18 protein-coding genes are annotated in these 25,070 nt (G+C 37.7%); 7 read left to right on the top strand and 11 right to left on the bottom strand.

Annotated elements, in window-relative coordinates:
* Positions 1 to 119 precede the first annotated feature (119 nt).
* From AC4IFE_RS09935 to AC4IFE_RS09885, 11 genes are all read right to left on the bottom strand, one after another.
* Positions 120 to 641, bottom strand: a complete 522-nt coding sequence (locus AC4IFE_RS09935) for a hypothetical protein (protein ID WP_490756730.1) — start codon at positions 639 to 641, stop codon at positions 120 to 122.
* A 10-nt stretch (positions 642 to 651) separates the two neighbouring features.
* A complete protein-coding gene (locus tag AC4IFE_RS09930; protein WP_490756729.1) occupies positions 652 to 1,176 on the bottom strand; it encodes a hypothetical protein in 525 nt (174 codons plus the stop codon).
* Positions 1,173 to 3,929 (bottom strand): COG1470 family protein, encoded by a 2,757-nt coding sequence (locus AC4IFE_RS09925; protein WP_490756728.1) that lies wholly within the window; start codon positions 3,927 to 3,929, stop codon positions 1,173 to 1,175. Before AC4IFE_RS09925 ends, AC4IFE_RS09930 begins: the two co-directional genes overlap by 4 nt.
* Positions 3,922 to 4,722 (bottom strand): WxL protein host-binding domain-containing protein, encoded by an 801-nt coding sequence (locus AC4IFE_RS09920; protein ID WP_490756727.1) that lies wholly within the window; start codon positions 4,720 to 4,722, stop codon positions 3,922 to 3,924. Before AC4IFE_RS09920 ends, AC4IFE_RS09925 begins: the two co-directional genes overlap by 8 nt.
* Positions 4,723 to 4,817: 95 nt before the next feature.
* Positions 4,818 to 5,396 (bottom strand): hypothetical protein, encoded by a 579-nt coding sequence (locus AC4IFE_RS09915; protein WP_490756726.1) that lies wholly within the window; start codon positions 5,394 to 5,396, stop codon positions 4,818 to 4,820.
* A gap of 218 nt (positions 5,397 to 5,614) precedes the next feature.
* Positions 5,615 to 7,960 (bottom strand): phosphocholine-specific phospholipase C, encoded by a 2,346-nt coding sequence (locus tag AC4IFE_RS09910; protein WP_490756724.1) that lies wholly within the window; start codon positions 7,958 to 7,960, stop codon positions 5,615 to 5,617.
* An 80-nt stretch (positions 7,961 to 8,040) separates the two neighbouring features.
* Positions 8,041 to 9,516 carry a SusD/RagB family nutrient-binding outer membrane lipoprotein gene (locus AC4IFE_RS09905; protein WP_490756732.1) on the bottom strand — a complete coding sequence of 492 codons (1,476 nt, stop codon included), beginning with the start codon at positions 9,514 to 9,516 and terminating at the stop codon, positions 8,041 to 8,043.
* 57 nt (positions 9,517 to 9,573) lie between these two features.
* Positions 9,574 to 12,717 (bottom strand): SusC/RagA family TonB-linked outer membrane protein, encoded by a 3,144-nt coding sequence (locus AC4IFE_RS09900; RefSeq protein ID WP_490756723.1) that lies wholly within the window; start codon positions 12,715 to 12,717, stop codon positions 9,574 to 9,576.
* A gap of 413 nt (positions 12,718 to 13,130) precedes the next feature.
* Positions 13,131 to 14,735, bottom strand: a complete 1,605-nt coding sequence (locus tag AC4IFE_RS09895; RefSeq protein ID WP_490756721.1) for a BamA/TamA family outer membrane protein — start codon at positions 14,733 to 14,735, stop codon at positions 13,131 to 13,133.
* A 116-nt stretch (positions 14,736 to 14,851) separates the two neighbouring features.
* Positions 14,852 to 15,640 carry an SDR family oxidoreductase gene (locus AC4IFE_RS09890; protein WP_490756719.1) on the bottom strand — a complete coding sequence of 263 codons (789 nt, stop codon included), beginning with the start codon at positions 15,638 to 15,640 and terminating at the stop codon, positions 14,852 to 14,854.
* A complete protein-coding gene (locus tag AC4IFE_RS09885; RefSeq protein WP_490756717.1) occupies positions 15,641 to 16,021 on the bottom strand; it encodes a helix-turn-helix domain-containing protein in 381 nt (126 codons plus the stop codon). It lies immediately after the preceding gene.
* A 186-nt stretch (positions 16,022 to 16,207) separates the two neighbouring features.
* On the opposite strand from AC4IFE_RS09885, the gene AC4IFE_RS09880 reads away from it, so the two are divergent.
* From AC4IFE_RS09880 to AC4IFE_RS09850, 7 genes are all read left to right on the top strand, one after another.
* A complete protein-coding gene (locus AC4IFE_RS09880) occupies positions 16,208 to 17,770 on the top strand; it encodes a hypothetical protein (protein WP_490756716.1) in 1,563 nt (520 codons plus the stop codon).
* A 15-nt stretch (positions 17,771 to 17,785) separates the two neighbouring features.
* Positions 17,786 to 18,283: a hypothetical protein gene (locus AC4IFE_RS09875; protein WP_490756715.1), complete on the top strand. Its 498-nt coding sequence runs from the start codon at positions 17,786 to 17,788 to the stop codon at positions 18,281 to 18,283.
* Complete coding sequence (locus AC4IFE_RS09870) at positions 18,283 to 18,753, top strand: hypothetical protein (protein ID WP_490756713.1); 471 nt, start codon at positions 18,283 to 18,285, stop codon at positions 18,751 to 18,753. The genes AC4IFE_RS09875 and AC4IFE_RS09870 overlap by 1 nt, the downstream gene beginning before the upstream one ends.
* A 328-nt stretch (positions 18,754 to 19,081) precedes the next feature.
* Positions 19,082 to 19,369, top strand: a complete 288-nt coding sequence (locus AC4IFE_RS09865; protein WP_490756711.1) for a hypothetical protein — start codon at positions 19,082 to 19,084, stop codon at positions 19,367 to 19,369.
* 208 nt (positions 19,370 to 19,577) lie between these two features.
* Positions 19,578 to 20,147 carry a hypothetical protein gene (locus tag AC4IFE_RS09860; RefSeq protein WP_490756709.1) on the top strand — a complete coding sequence of 190 codons (570 nt, stop codon included), beginning with the start codon at positions 19,578 to 19,580 and terminating at the stop codon, positions 20,145 to 20,147.
* A gap of 437 nt (positions 20,148 to 20,584) precedes the next feature.
* A complete protein-coding gene (locus tag AC4IFE_RS09855) occupies positions 20,585 to 23,473 on the top strand; it encodes a SusC/RagA family TonB-linked outer membrane protein (RefSeq protein WP_490756707.1) in 2,889 nt (962 codons plus the stop codon).
* 26 nt (positions 23,474 to 23,499) lie between these two features.
* Entirely contained in the window at positions 23,500 to 25,008 is a 1,509-nt protein-coding gene (locus AC4IFE_RS09850; protein WP_490756706.1) for a RagB/SusD family nutrient uptake outer membrane protein, read from the top strand.
* Positions 25,009 to 25,070 lie beyond the last annotated feature (62 nt).

Here is a 25,070-nt window from a genome sequence, read left to right as displayed (position 1 = left end):
ATACCTATATGATGAGTAATGGGTAATGGGTAATGAGTAATGAGGGCAAGACCTTGTAGTCAAGTGACCAATCATCAGCTATGGCTGATCATTGATCTTAAAATAATTCCCATTACCAATTAGTTGCTTACAGTGAAAACTATTCTACTGTTGTATGTTGCTGCAGGAATAGTTACAGACACCCCGCTTAGCTGGTACTGTATATTAATTCCGGTATAAGACGTAACTGATAAGATAGTGGATATTCTGAATAATTCAATAGCAGTTTGAGTTACCGTCTGATAAGCAGTTCCTCCTGATATGCTGCACCCTACACATAAAGTGGTTCCGTTATTTGTTCTTTTAGCGGATAGTATTAAGGAATTGTTCCATGTAGGATTAGCTTCATAATGAACATATACTTTTACACTTCCGAGTAAAGCAGGTAAACCAACATTAAGAATAGTCTGGTTGGTAGCACTGGTATAGGTCCCGGCATAATTATTTCCTGCTTCTGTAATGCTGGGAATACTTACTGTCCAGTTGGTACCCGAAACTGTTACCGACTGTGCTTTACAACCATAGCCAAAGATTATAAGAACAATACAGACATACTTTGCCTGAAGTTTTTTATAGCGTGTAATTATGCTGGTGCATTCCATTCTTTTTAATTTATTCGGTGATAGTATATGTTATGACAACAGGTGTGTTGGTTATGGCTGAAAGATTAGCATAAGTATTTATGGCAAGGCTGATGGTAAGTCTGTGTCCGTTATTGGCTCCGGTACCTGTATAAGCACCTCCTATTCCTGTGATAATGGTTGCTGCCGTTGTGGATAAAGTAACCGGCCCCGATGATGTACCCAATGTTCCACCTCCGGCACCTGAAGCTGCAGCGGCCTGTATACTTATATTGACTCCCGGAATAAGCTGATTGATAGAAGCTGTAACCCTTCTGGTAAGCCCTCCGGATGCGATGGCGGAAGTATAATTGACCCATTTTGTAGTATTGGCTGCTGGAACAGTCAAAGCTTGTCCTGCTTCCGTGGGAGCAGTGAAATTCAAAGTAAAAGTTCCTGCCGGCTCTACATCCAGCAGAGTGACAACAGGAAGGCTCACAGCAATAAGAGTCTGTGAAAATATTGTGCTGGACATCGTTAAGAAAATGAGGCATATGATATGATCTTTTAATTTCATTTTTTCTTTTTTATTGCGTTGTATCCTACCTTTATCGTTTCCTGTTGATATTTAATTTCACTTTGCTGTTTGACAATATGAATAGCTATGCTCTGAGTTTGCGAGGGTTTAAGAGTTAATTGAAATGAATCTGCAGCTATTTTATACCGTTTGTCCAAGCCGTTTCTGTAAAGTTTAACTTTCCATTCTCCCGGACGCAGATAGGTGAAATCAAATGTTTCCCCTATAAATACTATTTTCCTATAAGTTTGTTCACCATCTGAGACTTCAATAACGATACTTTGCTTTTTCTTTTTTTCTTTTTCAGGCTGAAACTGCGCAAAACTGTATTGATTTTTTTCTTCATCTTCAGAAATAAGAATCATTCCTTTAATCATTGATGCAGTCGTTAACCCAAAATTGAATGTATTTTCTTTATTGATGAGATGTAATGATGCAGGTAAAGAAATATTGGGAATATCATTAATTTCTGTTGTAGAACGATCTATTTCAAGAAAATAATCTCCAGGCACAATGTTTTTAAAGAAGTAATTTCCGTCTTGATCTGTAACGGATAAATTGCTGCCAAGCATTAATTTGATTCCTCCCGTCTTTTTTACTCCCAGATTACTGATGTTTCCTGATAAAGAAGTGTATTCGGCAGTTTTTTGTACAGGTAGATTGAGGCGCATTGTATAGCGTAATGAAAATATAAAATCCTTATTGCCCAGTTGTCCGCGTTGTAACGAATATCTTCCGGACAGATCCAGTTCACTGCCTGGAAACAGCTGCTGATGAAATAAAATTTCAAAAAGATTTCTGTCTCTGAAATATTCTTCAGGCATATAATTATTCTGATAAAAAAGACTTAAGCTGGTATTGTCAGAAAACCTACTGAAGATTCTGGCTCCGTAATAGATTTGTCTCTCATTCTGCATCTGATACCTTGAAGTAATCGCATAGCTTGCATAAATGTTGAAAGATGTTTTAAATTTTTCAAAGGCTATGTTAGTGGTATAAAAACTTGAATTTCCATTAAATCCACTCAGATAGTTATTCGTTTTTCCAAACTGCCCCTGAAGATTTACCTGGAATATTCCTATCTGCTGATCTATACTTATTTTAAAATACCGTTCATAATAATCAAATTGTTTGGGTTCCAGGCGGTCCTGATACTTCTGAAATCCGTTATAAAGTGTCACCAGACCGTTTTGCAGATATTTATACTGTATGCCGTACTGAAGGAAACTTCTGTACGGTGCTGCAAGAAATAAAGTGTCTCTTCCAAAGTTTCTGGCGTCCTGTACATAATTGGCAAAAACATTGATCTTTCTGGAAAGGCTATACTGAAGATTCCCGTTAAATGTACTGGTATTGGTAAAATATCCGGCAAACTTAGGACTTGCCCTCATGTACATGACATTACCGTTAAGCCTTTCAAAGGTCGCCTGAGCCTGGGCCATATAGGCTGTTCCATCCATTTCTTCATTTTTACTGTATGCAGCCTCCCCGGAAAGACTTATGTTATTTGAAATTTTGAACTTCGCGGCAGTGTAAGGAAGATGAGTTTCGGAGTAGAGCCTGATATTCCCGAAATTAATTTCTCCCTTCCTCGGAATTTTATAAAGATATCCTGCTGTAATTTCAGACTCTTTTCGGATTTTAAAGGTTGAATATATATTAAACTCATTCTTAATATCCCGGAAAAACCTTGGATGATTGTAAAAGCCCCCAATGTTGACCTTTTTTAAATCATAACGGATTTCCGCACCACGGCCATACCTGGCAAACTCAGTTAAGTAAGACGCTGAATACATCTTATCCCCAAGATGGACAAAAAAATTGTTTCTTTTATAATTAATAAAATATTCTTCATACTGGGTAAAAGAATTGAATTCAACAGGATTGGCCGATACTGCATGAAATTCGATCTGGTTTTTATTTTCATTGTCCAGGCTTCCCTTCCCGTATATTTCCCCCTGGAATCCATCATCATAAATACCCATATTCTTCATTCCTATAAAAGACAAAGATGCCGAAACAGGAAGCCTGTGGTAAATGTCACCTTCTACAGGCCTTACCGATATCACCTTTACACTTACATAGGCCGTCTGATTTTCTTTTTGGTTACCTGGGGAAAAAACAGAAAGATTGAGATTCTGAAATTCATTTTGCCCAAGCTCTGAATTGGTGATCTTATAAATGCTGATTACTTTTGATTCGCTAGGGGCTAAAGTTATAGAGGCATCATTATCCACTATAGCATTTTTACTTTCCAAGATCAGGTTTTCAGTGATGTTTCCATTGTTTTTCAAAAGAAAGGAGGCCCGTATGGTTTCACCTGCCCGGATAAACTCTGGTGAATTTAGTGCAATCAAACTGAGCTTTCTGTTTCCTGAAATTGTGATCTGCGTGGTTTTTGTAAAAGTTATTCCGTCTTGCTGATCTGTTCCATGCAGAATAACAGAATACAGGCCTTGGGCCGCTTCTGCAGCAATACGGATAGGAACAATGTAAACTGTTTTTTCGTTGGCTGATATTTTAAGTTCTGCTTTTTCTAAAATAGGTGTGATGAAAGGGCTTGAAGCGGTAACGGTAATATCATATATCTTGTTTTCAGCTGAAGTGTTTTCTAAGGCAAAGGAAATAGAAGTAGACATGCCCGGCATTAGGCTATCTTTTTTGCCGGCCAATGAATTGGGCAGCTGTTGGGAAAAAATATGTGCCGGGAATAGTGATAATAGGACGATATATAAAATCCAGTTTTTAATCATTCTTTACTTCTAATTCCACATTGAGTGCAAATGCATTTTCTTCTTCATCGGTGGCTATAAGAACGGCTTTATAATGATCTGCCGGAACTTTGCTGATATCAATATGAAATGATTTGGAGGTTTGTGGTAATAATCCCATCGGGATACTCGTATAGCTCCCGAGCCGCTCGCCGGTTTTCCGGTTGTATATTTCAATGCTTACCGTTGGTTTACAATAGAGATTACCGTTGTTCGCTATTGCAATTTTTGCGGTTTGTTTTCCGTCTTCCTTTTCTATTTTTACACTTTCAAATTTAAGATCAGGCTTTGCTTTTTCTGTTTCATAATCAGTAATAACTTGGATAGCATAGCGTATCACAGAAGTGATGTTTACTCCTGCTTTATCATTGCTCGGCTTAATTTCATCTACCGGTTCAACAATGATGACGCTCCAATAGCTTCCCGGATCAGCAGGATGGTCGGGAACTGTAATTTCATAGAATACTTCGGTTTTTTCCTTTCCCTTTAAGGTGATCAGGTTTGTATTAAGCTTTATCCAGTCGCCATTACTTCTTTTATGAGTATGTATTTCAGTATAGTGTATAGAGCCGTCCGCCTTATAACTGAAATCCTGTAAAAACAGTTTTACGCTCTGAGGGGTAGTGCCTGTATTTTCAATGCCGATTTTCCCTTTGTACACTTTTCCGTTTTCAACTTTATAAGTATGGGTAAGACCATTCAGAACGACAATACCTGCATATAAAAAACTAAACTGCAGCATCAGGAATACCAAAAGGAAAATGCGCTTTATCATAATTATGTAAAGGTTAAATTAAAGTCCCGGCAATATAAAACTGAGAAGAAGCTGATAGACGACTTCTTCTTGTTTTATCTTACATTGAAATCAAACTAGTTGTCTGCGATTGTATAAGTGACTGTAGCTACGGTAGTTGCCGTTGCCTGTAAATCGGCATATGCGGCTACTCCTCCAGGACCGCTTCCTGCTGCCAGAGCATACGTAAGATTGTGTCCGTTATTGGCTCCGTTTCCGGTGTAAGCACTTCCGATTCCTGAAATGATAGTCTGGTCTGCCGCGCTCAGTGTAAGCTGTGCTGCCGGTGTACCCAGTGTACCGGCTCCACTTCCTGTAGCCGCTGCTGCTGTTACATTGATGTCAATTCCGGGAATAAGAGCATTTACTTTTACAGATACATTACGCGTAGGGTCTGCTACAGATTTGATAGACGAATAATTCAGCCAAAGTGTAGTATTGGATGTTGTCGGTGTGATAGGGTTACCTGCTTCCGTAGGTGCCGTAAAGCCTAATGTAATGTTTTTCGTAGCAGCTGGTTCAATATCTACCAGTGCAACTTCGGGAATAGAAATTGTGATGGTGTGATTGTCTGTATTGGTATCCTGTGCTTGTAAGTTGCCGGAAAATGCGGCTGTAATTAGGCATACTGCAAGGCTTAGATTTAATGTTTTCATGATGTTGTTGATTTTGTTAGGTGAAGTTAATGAAAATCGGCAATATATAACGATAAAATTTTCTTTTTTAAATATTATTAATTATTTCGTTATAATATTACATTATTGGTTAGAATAATATATGAAAATTATATAAAATTACTATCTTAAACTATGATTGTAATCATAATAAAAGCCTTGCACAAAACAGTACAAGGCTTTTATTTTTTTATCTTTAATTAAGCCCAGTGTGGATCCGAAATGGAAACTTTTCCGGTTTCGGTTCTTCCGGCAAAATGCCAGATATGATCATCAAGTATTACTTTCAGATCATACCATCCTTTATTTTTGTTGAGATCAACCGTTATTTTTTCCTCCGTCTGATGTAAGATGATTGTTTTTTTATTTTCTTCATACAGGTCTTCCAAGGAAACAGACACATCTGCCTTTTTCTTTCTGAAAATCAATTCTACCTGATTCTTCAAACCGTTATCAATCAACTGTACTTCTATTTCAGGGCTGTTGTTTCCACTAAATTTCCTGAAAAAGCCATTAGGTCCGAAAACCTCATAATCATATTTTCCAGGGTTGACAGCATGTGAAAGTGCCTGTTTTGAATACAGGGCATAAGAGAAGTGATAATTATTATTACTGCTCAATTGCATTCTGTCATAAATTAACAAGGGAACTCCGGCTTTTTTTAAATTCGTCATTTTGATCTTTCCGTTTTCCAGGTTGACATGGTAATGATAGGGAAGCGGGTTGGATGGCCTGGTTCCTCTTTCCTGAATTTCAAGAAGACTGTCACTGATTTCATTTTCTGCATACCATTTAAGATCCGGAACAGGTTTACTTTTGGCAGCATTAATGGTCTTTGCATATTCTTTTTGGTCAAGATAGTTCATTTGAGGTGCCTTGGTATTTGAAGAATTAAAAGCCGAAGTCAGATCACCACAAATTGCCCTTCTCCAATCACTGATATTATCCACTTCAACATTTTTGCTGTATTTTTTCTGAATGAATTTCTCCAGGAACTGCAGGACGGACGTATGATCGGAAACTTCAGAATTGACAAAGCCTCCTTTTGTCCAGGGTGATGCAATGATCATCGGCACTCTATACCCCAAACCTACAGTACCTTCTATTCTTTCATGGTCTTTCAAAGGAAGGGTTGACATATATTCCTGGGATTGATCTACATACTCTGCTCCTTCTTTACCATTCATATCCACTTTCTGACTTGGATTGACCGGAGGGGCAAAAGGAAGCACGTGGTCAAAATATCCGTCGTTTTCATCATAATTGATAATGAAAATTGTTTTTTTCCAGGTTTCAGGATCCTGGGTCAGAATATTTAAAACTTCCGAGATATACCAGGCGCCATACCACGGTGACCCGGGATGGTCCGAAAAATGTTCAGGAGCTACCAGCCATGAAACCAGCGGAAGCTTTTTTTCTTCCACATCTTTCCGGAACTGGAACAGCACATCTCCTTTCGGGACAACGAGCCTTTCCCCGTTTTCATCATTTCCGATTTCTAAGTTCCAATAGTCAGGGTCATTAATATTAGTGGTAAACGCTTTTTCGTGCAGATTTTTTTCCCGCTGCGAGAGTTTAGAATAATTTTCGGGAGTATATCTGATCAGATCTTCTTCAAACTCAGCAATCATTGCTTCTAGTTTTTTCTTCTGATCTGGCTTTTTTCCGATCTCCTCTTTCAGGTAAGCAATGATTTTAGGGATATTCTGATGATAACCTTTTGAAAACCTGACATTGAATTTTGAAAACCATTCAATGGGATTATCGGTGAAATTACTCAGCCATGCTTCCTGTTCTCCGGACATACCTTTCGGAAGGCTGATCTCATTCTGGTAGATCTTCCATGAAATATTCTGCTCCTCTAATAGTTCAGGAAAGCTTTTCCAGTGTGCCTGCCTGGCTTTGTCATAATCAATGTTTTCATTGTATACATTGGCTTTCACTTTTCCGTTTTGCTGTTCCCTAAGTGTTCCCGACCAGTGGAAAAGCCTGTTCGGGGTGGTGCCTGTAAGTGAAGAGCAGAAATATTGGTCAAATATGGTGAATGCATCCGCCAGCTGGTAATAAAAAGGAAGATCTTCCCTGTTGTAATAGCCTAAGGTAAGCGGAATATTTTTGTAATCCTTATTTCCGGAGGCCTTAAACTGCAGCCACCTGTCATATTTTCTTTTGTTTAATGCTTTCTGCTGATCCGACCAGGAGTGAGGCAGGGAACTCATCCACGTAGATTTTGTATTTCTGAGATCCAACCTTGCAGGCGAGGCATATTTTCCGGCATCATCTTTTTGAAAAAAAACGGAATGGCCATCCTCTTTAACGAAAGCTCTTTTGTCAAGAAAGCCCCTTACTCCTTTCAATGCTCCGAAGGCATGGTCAAAAGAACGGTTTTCCTGCATCAGGATTACTATATGTTCTGCATCATAAAAAGTAGACAGTGCTGCCGGTTCAATGGCCAGTGCTTTTAAAATAGCAGGATGAAGAACGCTTGAAGTTCCCAGTCCGGCCAGCAAAAGGCTTGATTTTTCTAAAAATTCTCTTCTGTTCATGTTCAATCAAAATAAGAAATAAACCGCAAGTTATTGGATTTTCCTGCGGTTTATCTGTTTTTTTATAAAATATTAAGTTCTTATTGAAGCCACCATGGTTTAGAATTGATATTATCATTTCCTCCGTATTGGGCAGCCAGTGCAGCTTTTAAATTGGTGCTGTTATAGCTGTACTCAGCTTGTGGATATCTGAATCTGAATGGTGCAGAAACTCCTGTCTGCAGAGGATAGTTTGGATATCCTGTTCTTAAATAATCATAATAAGAGGTCCATTGGCTCTGGTGGAACATCGTCATGTATTTCTGGGTCATGATCTTTTCCAAACGGGTTTGAAGAGGATCAGCCTCATTATAAACGACTAATGGAGTTGCCAAATACTGATTCACATTGAATCCTGAAAAATATTGTCCCGGATTTTTTACATAGGTCTGATAAAAACTAAAGCTTGCTATTATCGCATTGTCATAATGTGTTTTTGCTGGCCCCGGGATCCATCCTCTGGCTGCTGCTTCAGCAAGGATAAATTCCAGTTCCGAATAGCTTAAGACAGAAGAAGGCTCATTGGTAGGATCTTTATAGAAACGGTCATTCACCTTAGATATATTTTTTGCTGTGATCAATGCTGCATTGTCAGAATAGGAAGAAGTTGGGTTCCCTCCATTGTATCCCGTAAAATCTGTGATTGGTTTTCCCGCTTCTTTCGCACCTGTAGTTTGAGCTGCAAAAGTAAACAGACGCGGATCCTGTCTGGCCTTAAACAGGTTGATGAAATAATCGGCCATGTATAAACTTGATCCATAACCGCTGTTGTTGAACATCGTATATCTGCTGTCTGCCGCATCAGCAAATTTAAGCTCCCCATTATCTGAAATAGATGTCATTAAAGGCTGACTTCCTGCAATAGAAGCAAATTCAGTGGCTACATTATAACCTCCCAGCGTGGTTTTTTTAGACATGGTTATCAAAATCTTCAATCGGAAAGAATTGATCAGTTTTTTCCATTTTGAAGCATCACCGTTATAGATAATATCGCCTTCAATTTTGTCATTGGTATTGATGAGATCATTGGCCTCTTTCAGTTCTGATAAAATTCCGGCCATTACTGTTTCCTGGCTGTCGTATTTCGGCTGGGTAATTCCGGATTCACCTTTGACAGCTTCTGTGTATGGGATACTTCCGAATTTCAAACTTAAATTAAAGAAATAATAAGCTCTGTAGAATTTGCCAATGGCAGAGTAGTTTTTATTGTTGATCTTCTCAGCTTCCTGCATCATTTTTACCGTATTCAGAAGCCCTTTTGTATATACCTCGAAAGAGGCATCGTTCCATTTCATGTACTGATAGGTATTCTCCCCGTCAGTACCAATCATCATTCTCGAAGTATACATATTGTCACCGTTGACCTGGAAAGCATCTTTTGAAACATACGTCAGAAGAACTTTTGGATCTACACTGGCCTGGTCATTAGGATTTTCGTTGATCTTGTCAAGATCGGTCTCACATGAAGTGAGGATCAGCAGTCCTGCAAAAGCTGCCGATTTTAGCCATTTGGTCATTCTATTATTTTTCGCTGTAAAATTGATAGTCTTTTTCATTGTTCAGGATACTTGTAATTAAAATTTAAGATTAAACCCGATACCTATCCATCTGCTGGAAGGATCCTGGATGTCATTGCTATCTTTCTTGAGCTGGTAATCCGGGTCGGAGTAAAGATTTTTAGATTTTTTCCACATTGCCAGGTTGTAAGCTGAAATATTGGCTGTGAAATTTTTTATCATTCCTTTTGGATTAAGGAGATAAGAAAAATCATATTCCAGGACTACAGACCTCAGTTTGATAAAAGTCCTGTCGAAAACATTGGCAAACAGTTCACTTTCATCTTCCGTTACCCTTGCCTGGTAAGGATAGTTCTGGGCCCAGTCCTGAAAGCTGATCGGTTTTGTGTGTGGGGTATAGGTTCCGGTAGCTGCATTATAGTTGACACCGTCCGGTACAAAATAATAGGTTCCGGGATTAGCATATTCAAGATCTCTGTAGGCAGTTGAGTTCGGGTGCTTTCCGCCCCACCACATTTTTTCTACGACCTGGGATCTCATAACACCTCCTATGCTTCCGTCAATTCCGATATTGAGTGAGAATTTTTTATACTTAAACGTATTGTTGAATCCGAAAGTCCAGTCCGGGTTGAAGTGCCCCAAGTTGCTTGGGGCATCTGCTCGTGTAGGCATTCCTGTGGCAGCATTCAGCACTACTTTTCCGTCCGGAGATTTCTTCCAGGTATAATCATAGTAACTGTCCATTCGTTCACCGAGCTTGATATTGTTGTAGTTTGGCATATCGCCATAGATAGAAGTCAGCTTTTGTTCATACGTATTCCAGTTGATTAAAGACCTCCAAGTGAAATTGGCTGTTTTTATAGGAACCAGGCCTAAAGAAATCTCCAGACCTTTAGTGGTATATTCATTTCCGTTTACATATTGCGAAGTAAAACCGGATGATGGGGCAGCCGGGAATTCCAGGATATTGTTATAATCCAATGTTCTGAAATACGTAACATCTAAAGTCAGTCTGTTCTTAAATAAGCCAGCGCTTAATCCCAGTTCATAAGATTTGGTCTGCTCCGGCTTTAAGGAATTTTCAACATTGAGTATGGTAGGATAGTTGAACATCGGGTTTCCATTAAAAGTGGCTCCCTTATTATTCAGATAGTAATTTCTGATTGAATAAGGCTGGAAATCGTAAGCTACCTTGGCCCATGAAGCTGAAAGTTTTAAAAGGTTAACAGCTTCCGGCATTTTAACAAGATTAGAAATTACTGCACTTACCGATGCAGAAGGATAAAAATAAGATCTGTTGGCTTTCGGAAGGGTAGAAGACCAGTCATTACGTCCTGAAACGTTGATGAAAAAAGCATTGTACAATCCGATATCGATAGTTGAATAGGCACTGTAGATCAGCTTTTCCTTGAGGTAATCATAATACTTTACAGCTCCGGTTGAGTTTTCCAGCGTGTATAGTTCCGGGATTTTCAGCCCGTCAGTTGAGGCATTGTCGATATCGTTCTTATAATAGAATGTTGATCCTCCGGCATTGATTGTAAAATCGAAGTTATCGGATATCTTTTTCTTGTAGGTAGCTAGGATATCGGAGTTCATATTCCATGTTTTGGAATCATTCAGGAGATAACCTCCACTTCTCGGGGCGCTGTAGTTGAAGTAAGAATAAGGACTTAATATTTCCTGCTTATTGTGATTCTCAACGATGGATATTTTCCCTTTTACTGAGAAATCTTCAGTTGCTTTATATTCCAGGCCGGTCTGAGCATTGATCACATTGGTCCTGTTCTTATTTTTGTAATACTCGGCTCCAAACCACGGATTATTGTACCATGCATAATTCCAGTTGGCCTGGGCAGTGCCTTCTTTTCCCGGGATCCACATGTGGTTTTTAAGGTCTCGCCCGTCTACATCCGCTCCCATCCAGATCAGAATCGTGTACATATGTCCGCTTGGATTATAGTCATAGTTGGGAATATTGGGAGTAAAAGTTTGATTGAAATTGAATTTGGTATCGAAGGTTAATTTTTCTCCCAAATGATTTTCAGAAGAAAAGTTGACACCATAGCGCTGAAGATAGGAACCCGGAATCCTGTCATCATAATTCATGAAATTTCCGGATAGCCTGTAAATATCCTTATTGTTTCTATAGCTTACTGCGAAACTGTTATTGTTGATCACCGCAGGCTTTAAAAAGGTGTCTAAGTTATCGTGATACTTCCAGTCGATAGGTACTCTTTCATATCTTAATTTGTCATTGTACTGGGTTCCTGAAACTGCACCGTACCAAGGAATTACCTGTCCGGTCATTTTATCTCTGATCGGGCTGTTCCACTGGGCAATTTTAAGTCCGGGAACAAATTTTGGTCCCCAGATCATGTCGCCGTCATTTACACCGCCATCTGCTCCGTCCCAGAATTCATATTTTCCGTGTGATCCGTTTCCGTACTCATTTTGGGTTTTCGGAAGATTGGTAAAGCCTGCTGTTACCATTGTATTTTGTGAAAACTCTACGGAAAAGCCTTTTTTCCTGGCACTTTTAGTGGTAATTAAAACAGCTCCGTATCTTCCCCTTGAACCGTACAATGCAGAAGCAGTTGCTCCTTTCAGGACATTGATGTTTTCAATATTGTTAGGGTCTAAATTCTGGAAAACTTCTCTTTCAACAATGACCCCATCGACCACGAAAACCAGATTAGAGTTTCCTCTCAAGGTAAATTGCGGGGCCTGCTGCATTCCTGTAGGGTTGGAAACATTAAGACCGGCGACCTGTCCTGAGAATAAATTGCCTATACTCGGGGTTGTAATGGTTTCAAACTGTTTGGTGCCGACTTCCTGGGTAGCATAGCCTATCTTTTCTTTCTTTTTGGCAATTCCCAAAGCAGTAATAACGACACCTTCAATCTGCTTCTCTTCCGCTTTTTTCAAAACAACAGCATACTGTCTTTTGGAAGAAACCTCCACGGTATACATTGAAAAGGCAGGAGCATAAAATTCAAGAATATCTTTCGGGTTGGCAGAAATTGTAAAATTACCGCTTTCGTCCGTCACCGTCGTTTTTCCGGTGTTCTTGTCGGTAATGCTGACTCCGGAAACACTGGAGCCGTTTTCGGATTTTACATTTCCGGAAATGTTAATTTCTTGGGCAGTAAGATAAAGGGGGAGTAAAAAAACAGCAAAAGTAGCTAAAGTCTTCTTCATTTTTTTGAGAGCAAATTTAGCGGTGCAGTGTTACCAGTATTTTAATGTGGTATTAAAAGAAAAATACTTTTTTAATATTTTTTAACATGAATATTTAACATAATAATAAAACTGAAAGGACTGTTTTGTTTTAATATTTTGCTTTTTTTATACTAAAATAATATCCTTTATGCAGTAGTTTTTGACTGAATGCTTTTTTAACGCAAAGTTTGAAATACCTATGATTTATATTTTAGGATGCAAAGGTGGGAATCAATTAAAATTGATTCGATGAAGCGTGTGGATATAGCATTCGCTTATTCAGTGGCGAAGCCACCTTTCTTTGCTAATCTTAAAAACCGGACATACTACCTGAAACCTTTGCGTTAAAAATTCTTGCTACCTATTCGCGGAAAATCCAAGTTTGTTTCTTTTTAAAACCTGCTCAGGATTCCCCAATGGATCTTGATATCGTTAAATTTAAAAGGATTTCCGAATTCATTACCATTCGATAGCTGGAAGCTCATCAGCCCAATCGGAATAAAGAAATTAAATCCAAGTCCTACACTGTAAAGTTTAGGTTTAACATTTAAGGATTTGTTATTGAGCTGTCCGTACTGTCCAAAAAAATCGAAGAATGCCTGGCTTCCGATTAGATACCGGTATTCCAGGCCTGCATAATAATAAAAATCGGCGGCAAGAGACTTTTCATTGAAACCGCGCATGGAATTCCAGCCCCCAAAACGGTACAGTTCATTGGCAGAGAATTCTACCTTGGAATCCATCATAGCCCCCTCTGCTTTTATATTGAGAAAATGGTTTCCGGAAATTTGATAATTATGTTCACCGAAGAAATAAAATTGGTTCTGGTTGGCTTTAATATTATCTTTGGTATAAGTCGTTGTCAGGTAATCATAGCCGGCATTGATCCTTGTTTTGTAAAGAAAAAGATCAATATCTGTAGGCTCCGTCATTTCAAACCAGATCCCGAGTCCTTTTTTATTATAATCTTTACCCTGGACATATAAAGTGTCTATGATGCTGGAGGATTCCAATGTTCCTCTAAGCCCGATTTTGTTGCGGTTATTGATGTGATAATAAAAAGCAGGAAGGAATTTTACATTCGCGAAAGTAGAATCCTGTCTGAAAATATTGACTTTCAGATTCATTCCTACATTAGATTTAAGAAGATATGGAATGTCGGTCTGAAGATCAAAGGTCTGGCCTTTGTCCGGGTTTCTCTGCCAGTAAAGATTGACGGTCTCAAAACCATTGAACATATTCCTGAAGTTGACATTCAGGGTTCCGTTCAGTGTGAATTTTTCTGTTTTATCATTCCCGAAACCGATTACCCCGTCGAACGTATTGGTCTTTTTCTTCTCCATAAACAGGTAAATGCTTGTGGAATCTTTGGTAAATAGAGTTTGGGGAGGCCGTTCCAGAGTGACAAAAGCATGGCTTTGAAAATTTTTGCTGATTGCCAGAAGATTTTTGTCATCATAAGTCTTTCCTTTGAATTCTTTTTCCAGATTTTTCATGAATCTTTTAGGAACCCTTTCGTAGCCTTTTACCACAAAACCATTAATGGTCCGCTTATCATTTTTGTTGATATCCAGTTCTATCACAGGATAGCCGTTTTTCTGACCTTTATATTTGGATTTAAGACGGCTGAAAGAATATCCGTCATCTATATATCTTTTGTTGATGCTTTTCTTTGTTGAATCTAAATTTTTAGTGAAAAAATCCTTCTGGATCTTTAATTTCAGAGCAACAGAATCGGAAAGGTCTACATAGGTTTCGTTAAAGTTTTTTCCTTTGTCATAGAAAATTTCCATGCTGTCGCCTTTCACTTTTACATCCTTCAGCTTGGTGAAGAAGTAATTGCTCTGGGACAAGGAATCCAGAAATTTTGCTGCAGAAAGAGAATCTTTTACTTTTTTCCTGACATTGGTTTCTGTATCAATAAGCCAATACTGCTTCTTCTGCGCTTGTACAAAAACGCAGAACAGGATAAAAAATATTTTCAGGAATAACTTCAATATTCTATTTATTTAAACCATTAAATCTATAAGCGAAGCTTACTTAATCATTCTTAACAACTTAATACTCTTAATGGCTCAAATGTATATTTAAATAATTTTTAAAATAACTGAATTTAATCCAGTTTATTATACTTTTTCATCAGATTTTCATAGGTTCCCTGCGGAAGTATCCATTTCAGTGGAACTCCGATCTTTTGTCCGAATTTACCAAAATAATAATGGGCTTTCCACTTATCCTTGTCTAAAAGCTTTTCGACATAAGCTGCCACCTCAAGAGGTTCGGTTCCGTCACCCACATGCGAGTTCATCAAATTATAAACTTTGTCAAATATGTTTTTGTACGGCTCGGAAACCTGTGTTTTTACCCTGTTTTCTGCAATATTTGTTTTGATATCACCAAGATGCAGTGAGCACACATCAATATTCCATGGATATACTTCATACCTCATAGCTTCGGTTACCTTATCCAAAGCAGATTTGGAAGCAGAATAAAATCCGCGGAACGGAAGCCCCATTTCACTTCCGATGCTTGAAATATTGATGATCTTTCCGAACCTGTTTTCCCGCATTTTCGGAAGAACGGCACTCATCATCTGGACAGCGCCTACAAGGTTCAGGTTGAATAGTTTTAAAATATCTTCCTTGGTAGAATCTTCCACGGCACCTACCATTCCCATTCCTGCATTATTGATCAGGACGTCGATCCTTGATTCTGTTCTTAAAACTTCAGCGATGGCATTCTGAATGGCTGTATTATCGGTAACATCGGTCGGGATAGATGTGAAATGCTGACTCTCTGTATGCTTCCGGCTTAAACCGTATACTTTATGACCCTTTTTTCCGAAATATTCGGCCAGTACAAACCCTATTCCTGATGAGGTTCCAGTGATGATAATAGTCATTTACTTGCTGTGCTTTTTTAGTTCGGCTTCCAGCTGCTTTACCCTTTCTTTCAGTTCAGTTACTCGCTCCTCATAAAGTTCTATTACTTTATCTGAAAGATGATTAATGGTAATGTGAGTATCTTGATGGGTGCTTGTTTGTACAGCGGAACTATCATTGTTTGTTTGAAAAAGACTGTCAGAATTGAAAAGTAATTCTTCAGGTTTTACATCTAGATTTTCACTTAATTTATTGATGTGATTTACCCAAGAGTTGGTTTCGCCGCTTTCTATCCTGCTGTAGGCAGAACGGGAGATCTGTAATCTCTCTGCCATTTCTTCCTGCGAAAAGCCTTTACTTTCCCGTAGTCTTCGTATTTTATTTCCTATCTGCGTGTTCATAGTAAATGGTATTTTCAGCAAATGTAAAAAAGAAAAACGAACTCTGTGCTTTTTGATGCCCGAAAATAGGACAAGGATTCCCGGAAACAGGTCAATGGGATATATGATTATTTATTAGTTTTGCCAGAGTTCTCTATGAGGTGAGAATTATTTTATATATTTAACAACTTAAAACACAACCAATTTATGAGAAAAAATTTATTTCTCCGGCTGTTTCTATTGATAGCCCTCAGTACTTTGCTGTACTCCTGCAGAAATAATGAATTACTGACAGAACAGGAAGCATACAACAACAGCAGCCAGTTCAGGCCTACTTCCAAAACAATCCGTTTAGAACAGAGCAAACACCAACTGGTTCTTAAAACCGAATTGCAAAAAGCACAGGACAATCTGCAAAAAATAAAAACCAATGCATCCGGTAAAACAGTTGATTATGCAAATGGTGTTTCTGTTGATACAGACCATGTAACCTACATTGAATATGGACCTGTCTTCCATACCTACACATTCAATCTGATCCGGGAAAACGCTCCTGAAAATGCGCCTGTAGAAAACCTGGTATTGGCTTCTTTACCCGATGGCGGCTATAAAGAACTTTTGGTAAGTTATAATTTTACTCCCCAGGAAAAGCTTGACTTAGTTTCAGGAAAAGGAGTGAAAACAGCAGGTAAAACGACAGCCATTGAGCTTGCACAGGGAACGTATAGTGGAGGAATTTCCAATAAAGGGATGGGAGGTACAGAGTCCTGCTCCTACAATACCGTAGATATGTACTTTTCATGTTATACGGGAGAGCATAACGAGGGAAATGAAAGCAGTTGGGGAGGCTGTAACTGGCAGAGTGAAGGAGGTTACCCGGCTCAGCACCTTACGGTAGTGGCATTGGTTTGTACAGCAGATACCAGTCTTGGAGATGATGGCTCCGGAGGAGGTGTGAGTATTGGAGATACAAGTGGTTTGGGAAGTGGAACCAATGACGGAACTCCTACATTACCCACTCTTACTCTTCCAAGAGATACTCCTTGCGGGCGAGCTAAGGTTCCAGTAGTTAACGCCAATAATATACTCAATGCCCCAACCATTTCTACTGAAAAAGCAGCACTTGAAAATCATGCTGCAAACAGCTTTACAGAATATGGTATGGCTATTGTTGGTACAGGATCATCTATTATAGCTCAAGACCCTTATACTAATAATGATCCTTCTAATCCAGGATCAATTAATATCATTATTCCTACACTAGGTGATTATCTTGCTTCTGCACATACGCATCCTAGTCATGGAGCAGCCCCTCCATCAGTAAAAGATTTATATATGGCCCTTAATAATGCTAAAGATTATTTGACATTTCAGGCTGCATTTGTTTTTAGCTTTAATGGTACAAAATATGCTTTCGTTATAACAGATAGAGAAAAGGCTAAAGATTTTTTATTAGCCTATCCGTTTGCTGATAATACGACAAATGAAGGAAGAATATTTAATAAAAACTATGCTGTGGGAAGTGATTTTAATACTATTTACAATTACTATATGCAAGGAAGTTTACCATCATATTCGGGAAGCAGTCAGAATGATGGAATGGAATCAGCTTTCGCTCAGATTCTAGAGAAATATAATACGGGAATCAGCATTGCAAAAACAGATGCCAATGGAAATCTGAAACCACTTAGATCAGTATCTTTTCAATATGAAATCCCTGCATCAGGTGGTAAAAAAATAACAGGTTATAGAGCAGAGCCTTGTCCTTAACTAAAAAATACTATTATGAAAACAAATATTTTACTTACATTTTTTATTACTGTAATTATTTTTACACAATGTAAATCACAAACAAGTCAGCCTATAAGCATAGCAGATTATCCCAATTTTTATAATCAGACTGTTTCTAATTTAAATAACCTTATGTCAAATAAGACTAATTATTATAATCAACCGCTCTCAGTTTTCCTCCAAGCATTAGCTCAAAATAATACTTCTATAAAGGCTTATGATCCGGGACCATTCGATAATAATTTCTTAACACTTATGTTTATTAATGATGCAGAAAGCTCTTCAATTATTTCTCAAAATGGTTATGTCCAACCTCATATAGCAATAACATTTCAACAAACTTTTGATTACCAACAAGCAAGTTCAATTTTAAATCAATATCATTGGTTTTGGAATTCTACTTCTGAAAATTTCTATAAAAATTTAACAATCAAAAAGATAGAATTTTGGTATGTAAGAGGATTAACAAATAAAACTCAAGCTCCAAAGTAATGAAATTTATTTTCTCTTTTTTTATATTTTTTATAATAAATGAGGCTTTACAAGCACAAGAGATCACAAAAGGTGAAAATGGAGAAATAATAATCACAACACATTGCACAAAAAGATCAGCACTTGTCAGTGATACTCTTACTTATCTCAAAAGATTCGAAACAAATAAAGCTAACTATATAAATAAACCATTGTCTGTATTATTAAATGATATGACACAAATACAGCCCAAAACAGCTTGGCCCGTTTCTCATGGTCGTAAAAAAACAGTAACTCCTGGAACTAGATTTAAATTTTGTGAAATGGATTTTAGCTTTCATAATGCCATTACTTTATTAATAACATGGCAAGACCCCATTCCCAGAGATCAGACAAAATATTACGAACAAAAAAATTATTTTTACTTTACTGATGAGGAAAGAGTTTTTTATGGAAGCAAAATAGTAAAAGATATTATAGTTTATCGATGAAAAGTGATATAAAAACACTTTATATTTTCATTTTATTATAATAAATGGGGCTTTACAAGCACAAGAGGTTTAACAAATAAAAGTCAAGTTCCAAAGTGATGAAATTTATTTTTTCTTTTTTTATAATGCTTTATTTTTTTAGTGCTTGTTCTGTGAGACAAAAATATGTTACTTATTTTTCAACAGGAATAGAAAATATAAAACTTTTCCCTGCCAATAAAATAGATTCCGCCAAAATTAATATTATAAATATAAATGCAAAAAAATCTTTAGAAAAATGTGAAAAACAAAAAATGCAGTGTGTATAGATGATTTAGGTATAATGATTTTGAATGCAGAATTTCCAAAGGGTATGAGTAACTTTAGAAATGTTTTATTAGAAAAATTTAAGCTTCCCAAAATTGTAAGAGAAGGAGAAAATAGAATTCGTATAATTCTAGGTATTAATAATAATTTAGAAAAAATAGAGATTCTAAAGTATACTGATAAAAATACCAAAAAAGCTATTGAAGAAGCTTTTAAAGTAAAAGAACTTAATATATGGAAATCAGCAAAGATGTATGACATTCCGGTAAAAGAACAATTTGAAATAAGTATATTTATAGAAAATAAATAATGAAGCCAATGGCAATATCACTGAAATTCTGACTCTGAATATTTTTATAAAAATTTAATTATAGAAAAAATAGAATTCTGCTATGTAAGTGGTTTAACAAATAAAACTCAAGCTCCAAAGTAATGAAATTTATTTAGAATGGTATAGTTACTGCCCAAGCGGGCACAAAGCTGTCTGATGCTAAAGTTCTGATATTAACAAAGCAATAATGAGGAAAATAATTTTCGCACTTTTTATTTTAATAAGTAATTTTCTTTTATCGCAAAATCTATCTTCAAATATTGTTAAATATTATGAATTTAGTCTTTGTAATTCTCCACTTACAATAATTCTGCAGGAAAAGAAAAAGAATAAATATTCTGGTATTATCTATGCTTATCTAGAAAAAAAGAAAAATAGAAGCTACAAAAAGATTAAAAAGGAAATAAAAATATCTTTTGAACAGGTTGAAAAAATTATTCTTGAATTGGAAAAAGCTGAAATAGATTTTATAAGTGAAAATTATGATGATAGCCTGGTTTATTTGGATGGAGATTATCTTTCTGTTAAATTGTTGAAAGACAATAGAATAGAAAGATATTCTTTTGATGAAATTTACCCTTTAAGTTCAAAAAAAATAGAGAAAACACCTTTAAGAGGTAAAATTCAAAATTGGTTAACAATTATAGATGACGAAATAAATTTGAAAGAACAACTTTCTAGAGTTAAAAATAAGCTGAGAAAAGGTACATACTGTTATGATAGTGGAATTAGTATACTATGTTTTAAGAAACAATAAGCAGTCCCTCCGGAATTTTCGGAGGGACTTTAAATTTTATCCTTCTTTAAACCGTATTTTTACAAAATCATCAGCTATATCTTATTTTTCTGAATAGGTAAATGAAAATGTATTTATAAATTATGGATAACCCTGTGAACAATGTAAAAAAAGAAATAAGAACTATCTTATTTATTACTGTATAAAATGGATCAGTCTTTTGACTTCTGAAAATTGAATAATTTAAACTTAAAGTAAAGTTAACAGCAATTATATTCACAATACAAATAGAATGATTAGTTTAGTTAGGGTATGTTATTGATACATAGATGTTTGATACTCCGCTGTTAGTTCCTGATATTTAAAACTGCAATTATTTCTTAATAAAAACATAAGAAAATCTTAATGAGTTCCCGGACAGACCTGTTTTAATTTTGCCCCTAATAAAAAAGGATGAAATGAATGTATCTAAAATCCCGGTTTCTGTGGGTTATTTAACAGGAAGGGCTTTATTGATCGGTGCCCTATCGGTCTCACCTTTGGTTCTGTCTCAAAAACAGGACAGCTTAAAGGAAAAATCCATAGAAGAAGTTGTGGTGGTAGGATATGGAACACAAAAGAAAAGCAAAGTATCCGGTGCAGTTTCTGAAGCTTCACTTGACAAGCTTACTTCCAGGTCCTTATCCGGAGTAGGAGAAGTTCTTCAGGGAAAAGCGCCCGGAGTAACAGTGATTAATGAAGGGGGAGATCCCAACGGTTCGCCAAAAGTGAATATCCGCGGTTTGGGTGGGATTAACGGAGAAACACCGCTGTACGTTGTTGATGGAGTTGTTTTTAATGGCACGCCATCCATTAATCCTAACGATATTCAGGATATCTCTGTACTTAAAGATGCTTCCGCTGCCATTTACGGGGCCAGATCTTCGGGAGGAGTGATTCTTATTACTACCAAAAGAGGAAAAAAAGGAAACCTTACCGTAGATTTTGATGTGAAATATGGGGTGAATAATGCCTGGAGAATGAGAGAATCTCTGAACGCAGCAGAATTCCAGGATGTCATGTACAAAGCTTATGAAAATGCAGGAAAGCTAAACAGCCTTCCCATTGCTTTCAATCCTGACAAATATCCAGATGGGCGAGTGACCAGAACAGACTGGATGAAAGAAATTTTCAGAACGGGAACCATTCAGGAATATAACGTCAATGTAAGTGGAGGAAGCGACAAATCCAGGTTTTTTGTGGGAATGAACCACAGAAATCTGGAAGGAATTCTACTTAATACCCAGGCTAAACGATACAATTTCAGGGTCAATTCTGAACATAAAGTAAAAGACTGGCTGACCATCGGGGAAAATATGTACTATAATTATTCCGACGGAAATACAGCGGATACGAAAAGTGGTTACACCGGAGCATTGATCGCTGCCATGTATTATCCACCTAATGTTCCTGCCTATACTGCTTCCGGAGCTTTTTCCGGATTACCTATTGATGTAGCAGGAGGGTATGGAGATATGATCAATCCTGTTGCCTATCTTCAAAGAATCAGTATCCGGAATCCTACTCATGAGATTCTCATCAATCCTTATGCGGAAATCAGTTTAGCTAAAAATTTAAAATTCAGATCCAATTTTTCCCAGACATTTAAAATAGGAACGGTTAAAAATTTCACCTACAGGGTTCTGGAAGTCGGGAAAATTTTTGACACCAATAATTTAGAATACCAGTCGAACAACTCATCAACTTCACTGGCAGAACAGCTTCTTACTTATAAAATGGCTTTTGGGCAGCATAATTTTGATTTCCTGGGAGGTTTTACTTTCCAGAAAACTATTGATGAAGGATTTTTGGCGAAAGCCTATGATTTCAGAAGTGAAGCTGAGGTTTTCCAGCACCTTCAGAATGCCGCAGATACCAATAAAGATGTTTCCAGTTACAAATACCAGCAGGCTCTGATCTCTTACCTGGCAAGGATAAACTATGATTATGCAGGTAAATATGTGATCAGCTTATTAGGCAGAAGAGACGGTTCCTCATTAGTAGCGAAACAAAACAGGTTTGCTAATTATTATGCACTTTCCGGAGCCTGGGTAGTATCCAAAGAAAACTTTATGCAGAATATCTCATGGCTTTCGAACCTTAAGCTGAGAGGAAGCTATGGTATTTTAGGGAACCTTGGAGGGATTTCTCCGCAGGCTGTTAATCCTTTAATGATAAGGGATAACAATATTATCTTTGGCCAGGATCCTTCCCAGAATATTGCCTATTATGCGACAACACGTCCGAATCCGGATCTGAAATGGGGAAAATCGGAGCAAACTAACTTTGGGGCGGATCTCTCTTTCCTTAACAACAGCCTTTCCTTACAGTTCGATTATTTCGTAAAAAATTCCAGAGACCAGATCTTTAATGTGAGCTTACCAAGTACGGCGACTTACAATAATCAGTACATCAATGCAGGATTATTCCAGGATAAAGGATATGAATTGGGAATCAATTACAATGGCAAAAGAACTGGTGACTTCACTTACTCTGTGGGAGCTACCTTTAGTCAACTAAAAAACACGGTGAAAAAACTGGCGGATGTTGATGAGATTTTCATCAACAGTAACGGGGTAAGAGGAGTATTGAAGCCTACCCGTATCAAAGTGGGTGAATCGCTGTACTCTTATTATGGGTATAAGACAGATGGTATTTTCCAGTCACAGGAAGAGATCAACAATTATAAAGATGCCAATGGAAATCTGATCCAGCCCAATGCAAAACCCGGAGATATTAAATTCCTCAAAAAAGAGGGGAATGTAGGGGTGCTCAATAACAATGATTTTGTGAATCTCGGAAACCCATATCCTAAATTTTCTTACGGACTTTCCTATAATATGACCTGGAAAAATTTCGACCTGAATGTATTCTTCCAGGGAGTTTACGGGAATAAGATTTTCAACGGGATGAAGTTTGTTTCATTGAACCCTGGCGGAACGGGACAGAATTATAATATGGACCGGGATATCCTGAATGCCTGGACTCCGCAGAATACCAATACCAATATTCCAAGACTTGTCCATGGGGATCCAAGTGGGAATTATTCTAAAGTATCGGATTTCTACGTTGAGGACGGATCTTACCTCAGACTTAAAAATCTGACCATCGGTTATTCATTACCGAAAGACATTTACAGCAGGATCAATGTGAACAGGCTGAGAATTTATGTGACCACCAATAACTTATTTACCATTACAAAATATACAGGTTTTGATCCTGAAGTTGGAATGGATACGTATGGAGTGGACACCGGAAGATATCCACAGTCCCGTTCATTTATTTTCGGAGTGGAAGTGGGATTATAATTTTAAAAGATAAAAAAAAGAATAAGATGAAATTTTTCAATAAAATAATTTTAGTATCAGGAATATCCGCCCTTCTTTTGTCTTGTACCAATGAGCTGGATGTTCAGCCCGAAGGAACGCCGACAGAAGCCAGTTTCTGGAAAACGGAAAATGATCTGATAACCGGTGCTAATGCGATGTATAAACCTCTGTTTGACGGAGAATTTTATGGAAGAGGACTTTTCTGGTTCATCAATGCCAGTGATGATATGGTAACCGGAAGGGCGAAAAGTGAGGCAGATAATGCTAAAAATTTCAGCAGTAATTATATTGCAGCAGGTGATCTCGAAACCCAGTGGAATAAAAGATATAATGTGATTGGTGTTGCCAACCGTGTGATCCGTAATGTGGATAATATTCAGGCTTCGGCAGCTGTTAAAAACAAATACCTGGGGGAAGCTTTGTTTATGAGCAGCAGAATGTATTTCGAGCTAGCCTATAACTACGGAAATGAAAAAGCAGGAATTCCTATTATCGACCGTACTAAAGAACCGGATCCTAACCCAATTCCTAGAGCGGCCAATGTGAATGAAAATTACAATTATATTGTGAATGATCTGAAGAAAGCCGCTGAATTACTTCCTTCTCAGGAAGAGCTTTCTCCCAAAGATTACGGCAGACCGCATAAAGCAGCTGCCTGGGCACTTCTGGCAAAGGTTTATCTTTTTATGGGAGATTGGAAGAACGCCGCATTTTGGGCCAATGAAGTAATGACCAAAGGAAACAGAAAGCTGCTGGGGAACTTTTCAGATGTTTTTAAATCAGAGAATAATTACAATTCAGAATACATCTGGTCCATTCCAGGGACGCCTAAATTTACCTCGTGGGGAAGTATTCTTCCCGGTGTAATGCTTGAAAATAAAGGTTGGGGAGAATATAACGGCTGGGGCTATTTCCAGCCGACAAAAGAACTATACGACGAATATGAAGCAGGTGACCAGAGAAGAAGCGCAACCATTTTGAAACTGGGAGATTCGTTCACTTTTAACGGAAAAACAAGAACGTATGCTTCTACGAATTCACTTACAGGTTATCAGTTTAATAAATATATGGATGCTTTCAAATATACGCTTAACAGTGGTCATGTAAGCGCCAATGGAGATTATCCGTGTACAGATCTGGCCGTTCCAATTATGCGTTACGCAGAAGTGATCCTTATTAAGGCGGAAGCTTTGCTCATGCAGGGACAGAATGCTGATGTGGAAATCAATCTGATCAGAGTCCGCGCTGGATTGGCACCAAAGACCGGATGTACACTGGCTGACCTGAAGCATGAAAGACGTTGTGAACTTGCAGGCGAGTGGGCAGACAGACACAGAGACCTTGTCCGTTGGGGAGATGCTAAAAATACCTACGCAAAAGCACTTCATGGTATCAATGGTAATGAAGTCTGGGCTCCTAGAAACTTCAACCCGGCCGTACACAATGTATGGGCAGTTCCGCAGGTTGAAATTGTCAACAGCCACGGCGTGATCAAGCAAAATGAAGGGTGGTAAAATATTAATATAGATAGATACTGTATCATTGTGTGAACCACGCAGTGATACAGTTTTTTAAT

The organism is Chryseobacterium sp. UF-81 (assembly GCF_058245105.1).
This window is presented reverse-complemented; position numbering and strand designations above follow the sequence as displayed.